The organism is Arachidicoccus sp. BS20 (assembly GCF_001659705.1).
GTDB lineage: Bacteria > Bacteroidota > Bacteroidia > Chitinophagales > Chitinophagaceae > Arachidicoccus.
Genome location: NZ_CP015971.1, coordinates 1,832,530 through 1,848,366, shown reverse-complemented (window position 1 = coordinate 1,848,366; position 15,837 = coordinate 1,832,530). Strand labels below are relative to the sequence as shown.

General features: G+C 38.9%; 16 protein-coding genes and 1 tRNA gene. 15 read left to right on the top strand and 2 right to left on the bottom strand.

Annotated features, from left to right (window positions below):
• Nucleotides 1-262: 262 nt before the first annotated feature.
• Nucleotides 263-532 (top strand): hypothetical protein, encoded by a 270-nt coding sequence (locus A9P82_RS08295; protein WP_066206599.1) that lies wholly within the window; start codon nucleotides 263-265, stop codon nucleotides 530-532.
• Nucleotides 533-632: 100 nt separating this feature from the next.
• On the opposite strand, the gene A9P82_RS08290 is transcribed toward A9P82_RS08295, so the two are convergent.
• Together A9P82_RS08290 and A9P82_RS08285 are read right to left on the bottom strand one after the other, a co-directional pair.
• Nucleotides 633-706: transfer RNA gene (locus A9P82_RS08290), tRNA-Arg, on the bottom strand.
• Nucleotides 707-774: 68 nt separating this feature from the next.
• Complete coding sequence (locus tag A9P82_RS08285) at nucleotides 775-2,352, bottom strand: S41 family peptidase (protein WP_066206596.1); 1,578 nt, start codon at nucleotides 2,350-2,352, stop codon at nucleotides 775-777.
• A gap of 192 nt (nucleotides 2,353-2,544) precedes the next feature.
• Here A9P82_RS08285 and A9P82_RS08280 point away from each other — a divergent pair, with 192 nt between their 5' ends.
• The 14 genes from A9P82_RS08280 to A9P82_RS08215 all read left to right on the top strand — a co-directional run bounded on the left by A9P82_RS08280 (nucleotide 2,545) and on the right by A9P82_RS08215 (nucleotide 15,789).
• A complete protein-coding gene (locus tag A9P82_RS08280; RefSeq protein ID WP_066206592.1) occupies nucleotides 2,545-5,091 on the top strand; it encodes a DNA translocase FtsK in 2,547 nt (848 codons plus the stop codon).
• Nucleotides 5,092-5,189: 98 nt separating this feature from the next.
• Nucleotides 5,190-6,008, top strand: coding sequence for a 3-methyl-2-oxobutanoate hydroxymethyltransferase (gene panB / locus A9P82_RS08275; protein ID WP_066206589.1), 819 nt, complete (start codon nucleotides 5,190-5,192; stop codon nucleotides 6,006-6,008).
• A gap of 128 nt (nucleotides 6,009-6,136) precedes the next feature.
• On the top strand, nucleotides 6,137-7,192 hold the full coding sequence (locus tag A9P82_RS08270) for a sensor histidine kinase (protein WP_156522631.1): 1,056 nt from the start codon (nucleotides 6,137-6,139) through the stop codon (nucleotides 7,190-7,192).
• Between the two features lie 173 nt (nucleotides 7,193-7,365).
• On the top strand, nucleotides 7,366-8,064 hold the full coding sequence (locus tag A9P82_RS08265; protein WP_066206584.1) for a LytR/AlgR family response regulator transcription factor: 699 nt from the start codon (nucleotides 7,366-7,368) through the stop codon (nucleotides 8,062-8,064).
• A gap of 70 nt (nucleotides 8,065-8,134) precedes the next feature.
• Nucleotides 8,135-8,905 carry a Rossmann-like and DUF2520 domain-containing protein gene (locus A9P82_RS08260; RefSeq protein ID WP_066206581.1) on the top strand — a complete coding sequence of 257 codons (771 nt, stop codon included), beginning with the start codon at nucleotides 8,135-8,137 and terminating at the stop codon, nucleotides 8,903-8,905.
• A 167-nt stretch (nucleotides 8,906-9,072) separates the two neighbouring features.
• On the top strand, nucleotides 9,073-9,414 hold the full coding sequence (locus tag A9P82_RS08255) for a hypothetical protein (protein ID WP_066206578.1): 342 nt from the start codon (nucleotides 9,073-9,075) through the stop codon (nucleotides 9,412-9,414).
• A gap of 103 nt (nucleotides 9,415-9,517) precedes the next feature.
• The gene (locus tag A9P82_RS08250; protein WP_066206573.1) at nucleotides 9,518-10,534 is read left to right on the top strand and encodes a c-type cytochrome; all 1,017 of its coding nucleotides are present in this window, start codon (nucleotides 9,518-9,520) and stop codon (nucleotides 10,532-10,534) included.
• 32 nt (nucleotides 10,535-10,566) lie between these two features.
• Complete coding sequence (locus tag A9P82_RS08245; RefSeq protein ID WP_066206571.1) at nucleotides 10,567-11,034, top strand: DsrE family protein; 468 nt, start codon at nucleotides 10,567-10,569, stop codon at nucleotides 11,032-11,034.
• A 30-nt stretch (nucleotides 11,035-11,064) separates the two neighbouring features.
• Nucleotides 11,065-11,970, top strand: coding sequence for a molybdate ABC transporter substrate-binding protein (locus tag A9P82_RS08240; protein ID WP_066206569.1), 906 nt, complete (start codon nucleotides 11,065-11,067; stop codon nucleotides 11,968-11,970).
• A gap of 132 nt (nucleotides 11,971-12,102) precedes the next feature.
• A complete protein-coding gene (locus A9P82_RS08235) occupies nucleotides 12,103-13,062 on the top strand; it encodes a cytochrome P460 family protein (RefSeq protein WP_066206566.1) in 960 nt (319 codons plus the stop codon).
• Nucleotides 13,063-13,085: 23 nt separating this feature from the next.
• Nucleotides 13,086-13,574, top strand: coding sequence for a cytochrome P460 family protein (locus A9P82_RS08230; RefSeq protein ID WP_066206563.1), 489 nt, complete (start codon nucleotides 13,086-13,088; stop codon nucleotides 13,572-13,574).
• A gap of 4 nt (nucleotides 13,575-13,578) precedes the next feature.
• The gene (locus A9P82_RS08225; protein WP_066206561.1) at nucleotides 13,579-14,010 is read left to right on the top strand and encodes a hypothetical protein; all 432 of its coding nucleotides are present in this window, start codon (nucleotides 13,579-13,581) and stop codon (nucleotides 14,008-14,010) included.
• A 38-nt stretch (nucleotides 14,011-14,048) separates the two neighbouring features.
• A complete protein-coding gene (locus tag A9P82_RS08220) occupies nucleotides 14,049-15,059 on the top strand; it encodes a sensor histidine kinase (RefSeq protein ID WP_231891127.1) in 1,011 nt (336 codons plus the stop codon).
• Nucleotides 15,034-15,789, top strand: a complete 756-nt coding sequence (locus A9P82_RS08215; RefSeq protein WP_066206559.1) for a LytR/AlgR family response regulator transcription factor — start codon at nucleotides 15,034-15,036, stop codon at nucleotides 15,787-15,789. Before A9P82_RS08220 ends, A9P82_RS08215 begins: the two co-directional genes overlap by 26 nt.
• Nucleotides 15,790-15,837: the final 48 nt, after the last annotated feature.

Genomic DNA, 15,837 nt, shown 5'->3' with positions numbered 1-15,837 from the left:
AGCAATAAATACAAAGTATCTTCTTTGCTGCTTCCTGTTCTTATAAACATCTCCGCGCAATTATTAATTACTAATTATTAATTATCAATTAATCTCCGTGTACAAAGCTATAAGCGTATTTTCGGCAGGTAGTGGCAAATTTGATTTTTTTTCGACTGGCAAAAATTTCACGAAAAATCGCTCGGAACATCCATTTGCCAATGTCTCACATTGAAAATCAACAGGTTAAAAATTCAGGAGTATTGGCAAATCAAACACGGCAATGCTTGTTTTTCATAACCGGCATACTAAAATAATTTCACAGGAGGCTTTTACAACAGAAATATCCGGTACTGAAATAGTCTTACACAGGGTAATCAAAGTGCAGGCAAAGTGCAATCAAAGCGCAATCAAAGGGCAGGTTAATGGCTGGAAAGGAACTTCTTTGTTCATGGCTGGTCAAAACAGGCACAGATGTTCAAAAGAAGTCATTTTGTATCTGTATGAAAAAGATGCAAAGCATCGGCTGAAGAAAAACCGGTGGGTGTGCTAAGCAGCGTTAAGATTTTGGTTGTTAATTTTTATTTGCAGTAAAACATGTATCAAATGAAAAAAGCAGCTACGAATTAACTTCATAGCTGCTTGATTTTTAGTGACCTCGTCAGGATTCAAACCTGAAACCTTCTGATCCGTAGTCAGATGCTCTATTCAGTTGAGCTACGAAGCCATTTCCCGATTCTGGGCTGCAAAGATAAGATTATTGCATTTATTTCCAAATCTTTTGTAGAGAAAAGTTTATTGTGCCAAAGTCTCAATTGCTTTTTTTATTACATCGTCCCGACGGTTGTTGATTTCAAAATACCCTTCCGAACCGAAACGGTCTTTTGCGACAAAAGAAACAAACTTTTGCAGAATATTGCTTTTAGCTTTCTCGTCTAATTGACTAAGGTCGATGCTGTCTTTTTGCGCAAATACCGATAAAGACCGCCACAGTGCATCGTCGGGCTGTAAATTGTTTGCCAGCTCAAACGGTGTTTTAAATGTTTGCAACGCACTTATATGCTGAACATAATAAAGGAATGCAAACTTTGTGAGCGTTCCTTTCAAAAACAAATCGACAGAAGGTTTGGGCAAAATGGTAGAATCATAAGGAACAAAAACATCCGGCGTAATGCCGCCGCCGCCATAAACAATATGTCCGTTTGGTGTTTTGAATGCTTTCCCTTCTGGCGAAGATGTATCGGCAAAAAAAGTTTCTCCATCGTGGAAACGGGCAGCCAGCTTTTCTTTGTAATTTTTATATGGCTTTTGAATATTGCGACCAAGCGGTGTAAAATATCTTGCAACGGTTAAGCGTAAAGCAGCGCCGTTGTTAAGCCGAAACTGATTTTCCACCAAACCTTTTCCATAGCTTCTGCGTCCGACAATGGTTGCTCTGTCCCAATCTTGTAATGCACCTGCAACAATTTCACTCGCCGATGCCGATGTTTCATCTATCAACACTTCAAGTTTTAAGTCCGGATAAAAACCATCGCGCTTGCAACGATATTCTTTTTTACCAACTTTAGAACCTTCGGTGTAAACGATGAGCTGATTGTCCTTCAAAAATTCATTTACGATTTGCGTAGCTGCGGTAAGTACGCCGCCGGTGTTGCCGCGCAGATCTATAATCAGTTGCTGCATTCCCTTTGCTTTCAGCTTGTCGAGTGATTGCATAAACTCACTATACGTAATTTCTGAAAATTTATTTAATCGAATATATGCCGTTTTTGCATTGAGCATATATGCCGCGTCAATAGACGAAATGGGAAGAATGGCTTTCTCGATTTTGGTCTCAAATGTTTTTCCCGAGCGATAGATTTTCACTTTGACAGAATTGTTCAGTTCTCTCAAAATATTGACTACGCCCAAATTTAAGCGGTTGTTTCCGGAAATAGCAATAGTATCATTGAACGACAAAAATATGTCTCCAACGTGCACACCGGCTTTTTCGGCAGGTCCGTTTTTCGTTACGTCCGTGATATAAACCGAGTCGTTGATAAGTTCAAATCCTATACCGATGCCTTTGAAATTGCCTTTGGTTTCATCGTTCAGTATGCGAAGCTGCTGTGCCGTAACGTAGGTGGAATGCGGGTCTAACTGTGCCAGAATATTATTGATGGTGTGCGTTTGAAGCGAATCGGTATTTACATTATCAACATACATTTTATTAATGATATCGAGCACCTGCGACGCGGCGGTGTTTTGTTTATTTTCTAAAAATGAGTTTGCGCCAACTGTATCTTTTCTCAGCTTATAACCGATAGTCATTCCTGCTACCATAATTGCTGAAAGCAGCAACGGCAGCCATATTTGTAATTTATTTTTCTTCATGCTTAACTTACATCATTGTAAAACTGTGCGAATATCTTAATTTATCTCCATAGAAAAATGTTTAGTTCGCTTTAATTGAATAATGGGCGCTAAGATAATCTTACAATATTTTCCGGGTTTCAAAAATTTAGATAACCCGTTCATGCTGCTAATTCCCTGTAAATTCGGTAATTTGCCGCTTTATTTTTTGATATGGCTAATAAATTGAAAACGACTAAGAAAACGATTCCTTCGCCCGATAAGCTGAATGATGAACAAGATGTAAAAGTTTCTGTTTCGGAAATCGTAAAGGATGAGCGCACGTATAAAATTACCGGTGTAATACTTTTATTGATTTGCTTTTTTCTTTTCATTTCCTTTGCATCTTATCTTTTTACCTGGCAGGACGACCAGGACAAAGTGATGAATTTCGGCGTAAAAATATTTTCTACAAAAGATGTAAAAGTTTCCAATCTTTTCGGGGTTCTCGGCGCGTATGTTTCGCACAATTTAATTTACAACGGTTTCGGTATTGCGTCGTTTTTGTTGTGTACCATCTTTTTTGTGGCTGGCGTAAATTTTTTGTTCGGCAAAAAAATATACAGCCTTAAACGCAATCTCAAATATGTGGTAACGGGTTTGTTGGTTATCAGCGTGGCGTTTGCACTGATAAATACAGAGATTTTCAAAAGCGGTTTTTCCTGGGGCGGCGCTGTGGGCGAATTGATGTACGAATGGCTGAAAAAATGGATAGGCGTGTTGGGCGCGGCGTGTATTGTATTGGTCATTGTGGGTATTTATCTGATTTGGCGTTTCGACCCGGAATTTTCATTAGCTATTTTTAAAAAGAAAGCGAAATCCGTTTTTCTGCCTGTTGAAGAAAATGAAACGGAAGAAGAAATCCATGAAGATGAAGCTGACGAGCAGGAAGAAAATCAGGATGCGAAACTCTTTATACAAGAACCGGCAAATCAACTGAAAGGCAAAGGCACAAATGTTTCTGTAATTATGCCGAAGCTGCCCGAAGAAAAAGATGATGAAGGTCTTTCCTTGAATGAAAAAGATGAAGATGCTTTGCCGGCAGCTGAAGAAGAAAAAATAATTGCGCCAAAAGCAACAATTGTTGTAAAGCCAAAACCTGCCTCATTGGACGAGCCGATGAAGCTGGAAATAACGCCGGACATTGAAGAAGTCCCTTCGGAAATTATTGTAAATCCAAGCGCGCCCGAAGCGAAAGCAAAAGCGCAGGGCAATTACGAACCTTCTTTGGATTTGAGTAATTACCAGTATCCGTCGATTGATTTACTGGAACAGCACGGCACGGAAAAAACTGTTCACGATCCGGACGAGCTGGAGCAAAACAAAAACCAGATTATCGCTACGCTTAAAAATTACGATATTCTTATACAAAGGATTTCTGCAACTGTCGGTCCTACGGTAACGTTGTACGAAATTGTTCCCGCGCCCGGCGTGCGTATCTCGCGTATCAAAAACCTGGAAGATGATATTGCGTTAAGCCTTGCTGCGCTTGGTATCCGCATTATCGCACCAATTCCGGGAAAAGGTACCATCGGTATCGAAGTGCCGAATATCAACAAGACTATTGTGAGTATGCGCAGTATGCTGGCTTCGGATAAATTTCAGAACAATAATTTTTCTTTACCTATTGCCATTGGTAAAAAAATCAACAATGAAAATTTTATTGTTGATTTGGCAAGCATGCCGCATTTGTTGATGGCAGGCGCAACCGGGCAGGGTAAATCCGTAGGAGTGAATGCGTTGCTGGTTTCATTGTTATACAAAAAACATCCGTCGCAATTGAAGTTTGTTTTGGTTGACCCGAAGAAAGTGGAATTGAGTTTATACAAAACAATCGAGCATCATTTTCTCGCGAAATTGCCTAACGAAGAAGATGCAATTATTACTGATACTAAGAAAGTAGTTACTACACTAAATGCGCTTTGTATTGAGATGGATAACCGCTACGATTTGCTGAAAGAAGCAGGTTGCCGCAACATCAAAGAATACAATGAAAAGTTTGTAAACAGAAGATTGAACCCGCAAAAAGGGCATCAGTTTTTACCGTTTATCGTTTTGGTGGTTGATGAATTTGCCGATTTGATTATGACTGCCGGCAAGGAAATTGAAATGCCGATTGCACGTTTGGCACAACTTGCGCGCGCTGTGGGTATTCATTTGATTATTGCAACGCAGCGCCCATCTGTGAATATTATCACGGGAACGATTAAAGCGAATTTCCCGGCGCGTATTGCGTTTAAAGTTTCTTCCAAAATTGACAGCCGTACCATTCTCGATGCGGGCGGCGCAGAGCAGTTGATTGGTAAAGGCGATATGCTCATCAGCTATAACGGCGAAATTACACGTTTGCAATGTGCTTTTGTAGATACGCCGGAAGTGGACAAAGTTTGTGACTTTATTGGCTATCAGGACGGTTATCCGCAGGCATTTTTGTTGCCGGAATATGTGGATGAAAAAGAACTGGAAAGTGGTGGTAACAGCAACGATTTGAGCGACCGCGATCCTTTGTTTGAAGATGCTGCACGGTTGATTGTTCAAAACCAAATTGGTTCTACCTCCTTAATCCAACGCCGCATGAAGCTCGGCTATAACCGCGCAGGACGCTTAATGGATCAATTGGAAACCGCAGGCGTTGTAGGCGCAAACCAAGGCAGCAAAGCACGCGATGTGTTGATTAAAACAGACGCGGAATTACAGGAATTGCTGGATAATTTGCCGTGATATTTTGCCTCGGTGCGTGTCTTCACGCACCGAAAATTGTGGTTCGTGCGACACGAACCACGGCGATGAATTTATACATCATTAAATCATAGATAAAAATGTCTTCCGCAACACAAGAAATAAAACGGGTAACTACGAACACGCTTCAAAAAATGAAGTCGTCGGGCGAGAAAATATCTATGCTTACGGCGTATGATTTTTCTTTCGCAAAAATTTTTGACGAAGCAGGCTTGGATGTCATTCTCATAGGCGACAGCGCCAGCAATGTAATGGCAGGACACGAAACCACTTTGCCCATTACTTTAGACCAAATGATTTATCACGCACAGTCAGTGATTCGCGGTGCAAAGCGCGCTTTGGTGGTTGCGGATTTGCCTTTCGGTTCGTATCAGTCGAATGAAGAAATTGCTTTGGCATCTGCCATCCGTATGATGAAAGAAGCCGGCGTTCATGCGTTGAAACTGGAAGGCGGTGTTGAAATTTGTGACAGCGTAAAAAAGATTGTTTCCGCAGGCATTCCCGTGATGGGACATTTGGGCTTGACGCCGCAAAGTATTTATAAATTCGGCACTTACACCGTGCGTGCGAAAGCCGAGACAGAGGCTGAAAAATTAAAAAGCGATGCGCTTGCTTTGCAGGATGCAGGTGCGTTTGCCGTAGTGTTGGAAAAAATTCCGGCAGCGTTGGCGAAAGAAGTTTCGCAATCATTACACATACCTACAATCGGCATTGGTGCGGGAAATGATTGCGACGGACAAGTGCTTGTAATGCACGATATGCTTGGAATAAACAACGAATTTAATCCGCGTTTTGTGCGCAAGTATCTTAACTTGCATGAGCAAATTATCGGTGCGGCACGGCAATATATCGACGATGTGAAGTCTGGCGATTTCCCGAGTGAAAAAGAATCGTATTGAACCATGATTTGCAGGATTGAAATGATTTTAGAAACAAAATAGAACGCAGATTTTTATGATTGATTAAAATAAATCTGTGTTCCATTTTCACAAAACAATTCAACAATAAAGCAATCAGACAATTTAAAATGCAGAGTAAAAGCAAAATATCGCAAATCGCTTACACGCTTATTTTTTGGTCGTGTTTCTTGATGTTGCCGTTTTTGTTTTTTCCGCATGGGCACGAAAAATCTGCGCTCGACAGTGAACGTTTTGTTTCCTGGTCTGTTTATTCTGTGCTCTATCTGGCGGCGTTTTATTATTTTAATTCGGGTGTGTTGATTCCGAAATTATTGGCGTATAAAAAGATATTTTTGTACACGCTGATTGTTGTCGCGCTCTTTTTTTTATACCTCGCTATATATTACCTTATCTGGAAATATTCTTCTGAAACCATCCAGTTTATGGCGACACATCCCAATCGTCTGCCAAGAAATTTTTGGCTCATTTTCTTTTCCTTTGGTCCCACGTTTTTGTTTTTGATTGCATTCACTTTTAGTAGTGTTTCCAATATTATTTCGCGTTGGTTTTATGCAGAAGAAAGAAAGGATGAAATTACAAAGCAGCAGTTGGAAACGGAACTTTCATTACTGCGTTCGCAAATGAATCCGCATTTTTTATTCAATTCATTGAACAGTATTTATTCGCTCACGTTGTCCAATAATCCAAAGTCTTCCGACGCTGTAATGAAGCTTTCGCGCATCATGCGTTATACGCTCGAAGAGTCACAGAGTGAATATGTTCCGCTGAACGATGAACTGGCTTTCATCAACAGTTACCTGGAGTTGCAACGCCTGCGTGCAACGGAAAAAACACATATTGTTTTTGATGTGGACGAAGCGGTAAATGATGTGAAAATTCCGCCATTGTTATTGATTCCTTTTATTGAAAACGCTTTTAAATTCGGCGTAAGCGCGCGACAGGAAACACAGATAAAAGTTGCTATTCATGTTGTTGAAAAGACATTGTTTTTTACTTGCGAAAATGATATTGTTCCAAATTTATCAACGCCGGAAGGCACCGGAACCGGTATTATAAATGTTAAGCGAAGATTGGAGTTATTGTACGATAAAAATTATCAACTAAATATTTCTAATGATAACGGAAAATATAGTGTTTTATTGGAATTGAAAGTTGAAGCATAATTGTCTGAATCGATGATTTATGGGGTTGAAAAGATTTTAGGAAAATAAAATTGAACGCAGATTTATGATAATTTTTTAAGAGAATAATTATCATAATTTAATTACCATTATCACAACAAATCTGCGCTCAATTAATTCGTGTAATTTGTAATCATTCGTGTAATAAATAAAAAATGAACGCAATCGCAATAGACGACGAGCCGTTGGCGCTTGAACTTATTCAGCAGTATGCACAAAAAATTGACTGGCTGAATGTGGAAGCCGTATTTTCCGATGCTTTGGAGGCAAAGGAATATTTGAAAGAGCATGAAGTGGATTTGCTTTTTCTTGATATTCAAATGCCTGAAGTAAATGGAATGCAGTTTTATAAAAGTCTGGATGATAAGCCGGAAGTTATATTCACAACGGCTTACAGCCAATATGCGGTCGATGGTTTTACGTTAAACGCAGTTGATTATTTATTAAAGCCTTTTGATTTTGAACGTTTCCTGCAGGCGGTTGAAAAAGCAAAGGAGTTAATCGATTTTAGGCAGAGTAAAGCAAATGACGAAGGACATTTGCTGGTAAAATACAATTATCAATGGCAGAAAATTGCGTACAAAGACATTGAATACATTGAAGCTTTGGATGATTATATTAAAATTGTAGTTGCACCGAAACCTCTGTTGGTCCATATGAGCATGAAAGTGGCGGACGAGAAATTACCTTCGGAAAAATTTGTGAGAGTGCATCGTTCGTACATTGTAGCGCTCGATAAAATTACGAGCTGGAATAAAAATACGATTACTGTTCGTGGAAAATCTATTCCTATTTCGTACACATACCAAAAGCAAGTGCAGGATATTTTGAATAATCTGATGGAAGAAAGTTGAACCATGATTTTCTGGATTTGAAAGATTGTGAGGGAAAATTGATTTCATAATCATTCTTGTAATAAAAACAATGAACATAACACTCATCGGAACGGGCAATGTCGCAACGGTTCTGGGAAAATCTTTTATACAAAAAGGACATCACATTCTGCAAATTATCGGCAGGAGAGAAGATGCTGCAAAAGAATTGACTGATACGCTGAAATGCCCGCACTCATTGAGCTTTAAAGAAGTGAATCAGCAATCCGATTTGTATATTATTGCTGTTTCCGACAATGCAGTTGAGCAAATCATAGATGAAATAATTATTCCTCCGAAAAGTATTATCGTTCATACGGCAGGAGGCGTTTCCATCAATGTTTTTAAAAACAGGTTTAAAAATTTCGGTGTTTTATATCCATTGCAAAGCCTGCGAAAAGAAAATAAAGAACTTCCTGAAATTCCTTTTTTTGTTGATGCAAATAATGAAACTGCAAAAATAGCTTTGTATAATTTTGCAAAAACCATCTCCGAAAAAGTTAGTTATGCAACTGATGAACAACGCCTGAAACTCCATGTAGCCGCAGTTTTGACGAGTAACTTTCCGAATTTTTTATACGCGCTTACGAATGATTTTTGTACAAAAGAAAATATCGATTTCAAAAATTTATTGCCTTTGATGCAGGAAACGATAAATCGTTTGCAACGATTTAATCCTGCTGAAATGCAGACGGGTCCTGCGATTCGTAAAGATATGAGCACGATTGAAAAGCATCTCGATGTTTTGGAAGGTTATCCTGAAACAAAGAATATTTATCGTTTTTTGTCGGATGAGATATTTGCTTATTTCTTTAAGAAATAATCCTTCGCGTTATTGATGTCAATAATTAATCAAAACTTTTATTTATAGCATTTTTATTTTGTTATAACTTTTGGTTATTGCAGATTACTATTAGCAATTTCCCTTCTAGTGTGAACGGTGGTAGCTTTGTGTTGTCAAAATAATTGTATAACACAAAATTATTAGCGATGAAAAATGTATATATTCCTAAAGAAAAAAGCAACAAAGCAAATAATGCAGCTCGAATAAGAAAAGTCGGCAAACAACTTCACAAAGATATAAAATTAAACCTTGGTGTAAAAGAATGCATCATCAGATTTGTGATTACTTTGTTTGTGCCATGGATTCCATGTCTTCTTGACAAACGTTATATAGTGTATGCTTTACCTGTAATGTGCTATTTGTTATTTACTGTGCTGACACATTTTTGCCCGATAAAATATTTGTGGCATCACGTTGTTAAGCATGAACCAGACCCGGAAATCTGTCCGTGGGCGAAAGACTTGAACATAGAGGTTGAGCATTTATAACTCAACTGAAATTCTCCCTGATTTTATTGAATAATTAATTTCTTTCTCTTAAGCGCTCCTGTTTAAGAGCCGGTAAAAGTTTGCCTGTATTTAATGTTATATCATGAAGAAAAATTGGTTTATTATTACGCTTGTATGTGTTACAGTTCTTGTAGTGATTAATGGTATTGTTTCAGATAATAAAGAGCAAAAGCGCAAAGAAAAAGAATTTGCTGCATTCTTAAAATCGGAACCTGTCGATACGGTTTGGCGGGGTTCTCCGTCATCGCAGATTCCGTATTACAGCGACCCGAAAGGTAAATTGATTTATTACGGATATCAATTAATTTCAAACACATCTTATTATCTTGGACCAAAGGGTATAGTTGCTCATGTTACCAATGGAATGAATTGCCAGAATTGTCATCTGGATGCAGGTACACGACCTTTCGGGAATAATTTTGGTAAAGTGTTGCCGACTTATCCTCAATTCAGGGCAAGAAATAATGGTGTGCAAACAGTTTATCAGCGCATCAATGATTGTATGCAACGCAGTATGAATGGTCGGTCGCTTGATTCAAATTCCACGGAAATGAAAGCGATTTATGCCTATATTCAATGGCTGGATAAAGACATTCCAAAAAATGTTAAGTATGGCGGAACGAGTTTGAAGAAGTTGCCTTATATGGATTCGGCAGCGAATATTGTTTCGGGAAAACAAGTGTATATTACCAAATGCCAGATGTGTCACGGTGCCGACGGGCAAGGGCAATTGAATATTGATGAAACCGGTTATGCGTATCCGCCGTTGTGGGGTAAACACAGCTATAACGATGGTGCGGGAATGTATCGCCTTACAAATATCGCGGCTTTTGTAATGGCGAATATGCCTTACGGAACAGATTATCATCATCCTGCATTGACTGCGGAAGAAGCGTGGGATGTAGGCGCATATATTAACAGCCAACCGCGCCCTCATTTGGACCAAAGTGCTGACTGGAAAAATATTCTGAAGAAGCCTTTTGATTTTCCGTTCGGTCCTTATGCCGATAATTTTTCTGAAGCGCAACATAAATACGGACCTTATCCTACGGTTATTAAAGCGGATAAGGCGTTACAAAAAGCATCGGCAAAAAAATAAATGTATTTTCTAACTATTAAATAAATAAACAAATGAAAAAGGTATCATTATTTGTCCTCGCAATTTTATTAGGTACAGCGGTATTGCATGCGCAATCGCTTCCGAAAGCATTACAGCAAAACAGGGATTTTGCGGGTGCAAAAGCTACATTAAGTATGTATCACGCCATTTATCAGATTGATGTAAGCGATTCCAACGTTATCAAAAAAACATTGCGTAATATCAACAATGCGTTGAACGACCCGCGCCTCAAAGGAAAAGTGCAAATTGAATTAATTGCTTTTGCCGATGGTGTTACGGCGTACCTTAAAACAAGTCCGTATGAACAGGCGTTGAAAGATTTGGTAATGAAAGGCGTGATTGTTGCGCAATGCGCCAATACACTGAAAGAAAAGCACATAAGCCGGGATAAGATATACGACTTTGTGGGTGTTGTGCCAAGCGGCAACGGCGAGTTGATTATTCGTCAGGCTGAAGGCTGGTCTATCGTAAAACCGTAATTAATTTTCTATCGTTTAAATAAAAGTACAATGAAAAAAATAATTTTTTCTCTTCTAATGATTGTGATAGCGTTTGGCGCTTATTCTCAACAACACAAGTTTGACCCGCCGTGGAACCAGCCGCCCGAAAGTAAAGTTATATTTACCGTTCCCGGCGTGGACAATGTTCCCGATTTGTTTGGCGACATTACCGACCCGCAGTTGGTAGTCTATTTTGCAGGCAATCAGTTTATGTGTATGGACAGCCTGATAGCAGCTTTTAAAAAAGCCTATCCGCAATATCAAAGAATATTCGTGGAAACCTTGCCGCCGGGCATTCTTGCAAAACAGATAGCGGGTGGAAGTATCACTATCGGTAATATGCGGATAACGCAACTTCCGGATGTATATACGGCAGGTCGAAAAAGAATAAAACTCACAATGGCTTATCTGAAAGATACTGTTACTTATGCGCACAACAAACTGGCAATCATGGTTCCGAAAGATAATCCTAAGCATATTTTGAACTTGAACGATTTAGGAAGAAGTGATGTAAAAGTAAGTATGCCAAATCCTGCGTGGGAAGGTATTGCCGGACAAATTGAGGCGGCTTATATAAAAGCCGGCGGGGAAACATTGAAAAAGACAATGATGGAAGATAAAGTGAAATCGGGCACAACAGTATTGACAAAAATTCATCACAGGCAAACGCCGATGAATATTATGTATGGCAATGCGGATGCCGGTCCCGTTTGGTACAGCGAAGCGTATTATCAACAAATGATTGGTAATCCTGTAAAACTAATCACAATTCCCGATAAAGAAAATGTAACAGCATCGTATGTAGCAGGCATTTTGAAGAATGCACCGCACGCACAGGCAGCGAAAGATTTTAGGAATTTTCTTGTAAGCAGGAGAGCGAAAGAAATTTATAAGTACTATGGTTTTGAAGAATGATGAATAGTGGAATGAGTGTGGCGGATGATTTTCTGCCACATTCACGTTTGAATATGCCACGTTCGGCATATTCTTTTTTTTAGATACAAATATTCCGCTGAACTTTGAAATTGTTCATTCAAATTGTGAAATATGAGCATACTTAAATCAAAGAAAACAAAAACTATTATCGGCGTATTATTGTTGGTGTTTATTGCTATTCAATTTGTGCGACCGAGTATCACTTATTCTTCCGAAAAGAAGAAATTAGACGTCCCCGACAATGTGGAAGCAATTATCCGAAAGTCTTGCTACGACTGCCATTCAGACGAAACGAATCTAAAGTGGTTTGACAAAGTTCAGCCTGCATATTGGCTCGTTGCAGGTCATATTAAAGACGGAAGAAAAGCCTTGAATTTCTCCCGTTGGGATTCGCTTTCGTCAGGCGATAAGAAGAACGATTTGTACTTGTCGTTGAATCAGATATTGTATAAAACGATGCCTTTGCCAAGCTATTTGGCATTGCATCACGGTGCAAAGCTTGACAGCAATGATATTACTGTTTTGAAGAATTATTTGTTGAGCATTTCTCCGTCTAAAGTTTCCGATACAAGTCTTGTTAATAGCAGCAACAAGGAATATCAAAACTGGATAAACGGCAGTGGAACGGTTACGGATAATGTGAAGCCGACATTGAATGGTATTGAATATATCAAAGGTTTTGAGAACTGGAAAGCCATCAGCACTTCGGATAGATTTGATAACGGAACGATGCGCGTAATCTTCGGAAATGATATTGCCGTAAAAGCGATTGCATCGGGCAATATCAACCCTTATCCTGACGGAACCGTTTTCGCAAAAGCCGCATGGAAAGAGCAAACCGATTCTTCGGGAATGGTTTATGCGGGGCAATTTTTTCAGGTAGAATTTATGATTAAGGACAGCAAGAAATATGCGTCCACAGAAGGCTGGGGCTGGGCACGCTGGCGCGGAACGGATTTAAAACCTTACGGCAAAACAGCGCTGTTTGTAACCGAATGTACGAGCTGTCATCAGCCGATGAAGGATAATGATTTTGTCTTCACGATGCCCTTGCATTTAAGCGATAAATAGTTTCATTTTTTAAAAATTAATTTATGCTAAAATATCTTTTTATAATAACAATAATTTCGGTTGCAACTTATGGTTGCTCATCTTCAACGCCAACGCCTGCGGAAGATTTGTACAACAAAACAGCATCTGTGAACACATCAGATTCATTGCCCGAAAATCCTTTGAACTGGCCGGTTGTAACTTCTTTAATCAACAGGAAAGCCGGCAGTATGGCTACGTTGTATGGCAATGATGCCGCCGTAAATTATGCAAGGCATCATGCGGATAAAAATTACCCGTCAGGAGCAAAGCTCGCATTGGTTACGTGGCAGCAACGTACGGATGAGCATTGGTTTGGTGCGAAGATTCCTGATAACATTTTGTCCGTCGAGATGATTATGTTTGACAGTTCTTCTTCGCCCAAATACAGCGTGTATAAAGGAAAGCCTTTGCGCCTGGTTAATGATTCATCATCAAACAGATTGGCAACTATTTTATCTTACAGAGCAGCAGTTGTGCCCGACAGAAATTGATACAATGAACGAGCAAACTTTTTTATACGGCTTCTTCGCCATTGCCATTAATACAATCATATTACAAATCGCCATGCCTGTGTTTCACATTCAAGCCGAAAGCGGCGGTTTGCTGAAGCTGGTACTGCAATTGCCTTTCTTAAAATCGCTATCCTTTTTGCACAGCAAAATATTTTCGGTGTTGTTTCATTTTATGGTCGGCTTTTCAATGGTTTGGTTGTATCATATTTTGTTTGCGAAACGTGCGTGTACAAAGCCGTTCATAAAAGGTATTCTATTTTCATTTATTCCCTGGCTGCTCAACAGCGCGATTGTTTTACCTTTATTGCATCAGGGATTTGCGGGACATCAGATAATTTCAGTGGCAGGCATGATGTATTTTTTCATCGCCAATTTATTATTCGGTTTGATGCTCGGTATTTTTATAAGAACGTAACAGTGAAGAACAGCAGCCTTTTTAATAAAATGAAATGTATGAATTTGTCCAATGCCATCATTTGGATAAGTTCTTTGTTTATCGGTATTTTGTCTTCCATTCCAAAAATTCTACGGCTGCATATTGAGCTGCCCGAACTGTGTATCGATATTTCCATCGCATCTACTTTTACCGTTTTTGTTTGGTATTTTAATTTGTATTTGTTGCCTTCGGTAAGTGTGCTTTCTTCAAAAAATATTTCTTTCCTTCGTTTGCTGAAAAGCCTGGTAATTGGGGCTTTCGTAATGCTTTTGCTTGTAATTGTTCATCAACTTTTATTGACAAAATACGAGTTTGAATCAATGATGCTGATGTACGAATTTCGAGGCTTGATTATCAATTTGACTGTTTCGCTTTTTCTTTATTTGTTGTATCAAAATTATCTGGCGAAGCAAATGAATATTGAACTGGAAAAAGTGAAATCGGAAAACCTGATGGCGCAGTTTGAATTGCTGAAACAACAAATCAATCCGCATTTTTTGTTCAACAGTTTAAACACGTTAAAGTCGATGGTGGAAACAGGCGATGAAAATTCCGCCAAGTTTATTGTAATGCTTTCGGATTTTTATCGTTTTGCATTGGACAAGAAAAAAGGCGATGTAATTTTATTGAAAGATGAACTGGAAATTTTGCAGGCTTTCGAGTTTCTGCTGAAGCAACGGTTTGAAGATGCTTTTCGGTTGGAAATTCTGATTGATGAAAAATATTTCGGGTCGTGTATTCCGCCGTTTACGTTGCAATTGTTATTGGAAAATTGTTTGAAGCATAATGTAGTATCCCTTTCAAATCCGCTTGTGATAAGGGTTTACAGCGATGAAGAAAAAATTTGTGTGGAAAATAATTTGCAGCCGAAACGTTCTTATGAAGAAACTTCAACGAATGTAGGATTGGAAAATATCAATCAGCGTTACCGGTTGCTCAGCGGAAAAGAAATAGAGATTTTGAAAAACGATAAAAATTTTACGGTGCGTTTACCTGTGTTTTATGCGAGTGCTGATTATAGAAGATGAAATAAAAACGGCGAAAGCATTGTCGCGCATTATCGGCATTCTGGAGCCTGATGCGCAGGTAATTGATTGCCTGCAAACCGTGCAGTCTGCTATCGATTTTTTTAATACAAATGCGAACGTGGACGTTGCTTTTATGGACGTACAACTCGCGGACGGCTTGAGTTTCGACATTTTTAAAGAAGTAAAGATTTCTTGTCCCGTAATCTTTTGCACGGCGTATGACGAATATGCGATTGACGGTTTTAAAGCCAATGGCATCGATTATATTTTAAAACCGTTTACCGAAGAATCGATTAAAGGAGCGTTGGAGAAATTTCGTTCTTTGCAGAATTTTTTTCAATCTAATCAAAACAAAGCGCAACAGATAATTCAATCGTTCGGCAATAGTGGTAAGCAGAATTTTTTGGTATTTCATCGCAACAAATACATCGCAATTGCACTTGAAAAAATTGCTTATTTCCATATTAAAAACGATGTAACACTTATTCATACTTTTGATGATGACGAATATGTAATCAATCAATCGTTAGACGCAATTAGTGAACAATTGCCGCAGGGGAAATTTTATCGGCTCAACCGTCAATACCTCATCAGCTTTGAAGCGATTAAAGAAGTAGAACCTTTTTTCTCACGCAAACTCTTGGTACACTTAAAAGTCCGAACAGAAGATGAATTGCTTATCAATAAAAATAAAACGACGGAGTTTTTGAACTGGCTTGATAACCGGTAATATTTATCTTTTATCAAATGCTGTAGGGCTTTTGATGTATTTTTGTTT

Excerpts from the sequence above, each read along its gene's own strand:
- A9P82_RS08245 (WP_066206571.1), top strand. The coding sequence starts at position 10,567 with ATGAAAAAGGTATCATTATTTGTCCTCGCAATTTTATTAGGTACAGCG.
- A9P82_RS08260 (WP_066206581.1), top strand. The coding sequence starts at position 8,135 with ATGAACATAACACTCATCGGAACGGGCAATGTCGCAACGGTTCTGGGA.
- A9P82_RS08265 (WP_066206584.1), top strand. The coding sequence starts at position 7,366 with ATGAACGCAATCGCAATAGACGACGAGCCGTTGGCGCTTGAACTTATT.
- A9P82_RS08295 (WP_066206599.1), top strand. The coding sequence starts at position 263 with ATGCTTGTTTTTCATAACCGGCATACTAAAATAATTTCACAGGAGGCT.
- A9P82_RS08215 (WP_066206559.1), top strand. The coding sequence starts at position 15,034 with ATGCGAGTGCTGATTATAGAAGATGAAATAAAAACGGCGAAAGCATTG.
- A9P82_RS08250 (WP_066206573.1), top strand. The coding sequence starts at position 9,518 with ATGAAGAAAAATTGGTTTATTATTACGCTTGTATGTGTTACAGTTCTT.
- A9P82_RS08225 (WP_066206561.1), top strand. The coding sequence starts at position 13,579 with ATGAACGAGCAAACTTTTTTATACGGCTTCTTCGCCATTGCCATTAAT.
- A9P82_RS08240 (WP_066206569.1), top strand. The coding sequence starts at position 11,065 with ATGAAAAAAATAATTTTTTCTCTTCTAATGATTGTGATAGCGTTTGGC.
- A9P82_RS08255 (WP_066206578.1), top strand. The coding sequence starts at position 9,073 with ATGAAAAATGTATATATTCCTAAAGAAAAAAGCAACAAAGCAAATAAT.
- A9P82_RS08270 (WP_156522631.1), top strand. The coding sequence starts at position 6,137 with ATGCAGAGTAAAAGCAAAATATCGCAAATCGCTTACACGCTTATTTTT.
- A9P82_RS08235 (WP_066206566.1), top strand. The coding sequence starts at position 12,103 with ATGAGCATACTTAAATCAAAGAAAACAAAAACTATTATCGGCGTATTA.
- A9P82_RS08280 (WP_066206592.1), top strand. The coding sequence starts at position 2,545 with ATGGCTAATAAATTGAAAACGACTAAGAAAACGATTCCTTCGCCCGAT.
- panB (WP_066206589.1), top strand. The coding sequence starts at position 5,190 with ATGTCTTCCGCAACACAAGAAATAAAACGGGTAACTACGAACACGCTT.
- A9P82_RS08230 (WP_066206563.1), top strand. The coding sequence starts at position 13,086 with ATGCTAAAATATCTTTTTATAATAACAATAATTTCGGTTGCAACTTAT.
- A9P82_RS08220 (WP_231891127.1), top strand. The coding sequence starts at position 14,049 with ATGAATTTGTCCAATGCCATCATTTGGATAAGTTCTTTGTTTATCGGT.
- A9P82_RS08285 (WP_066206596.1), bottom strand. The coding sequence starts at position 2,352 with ATGAAGAAAAATAAATTACAAATATGGCTGCCGTTGCTGCTTTCAGCA.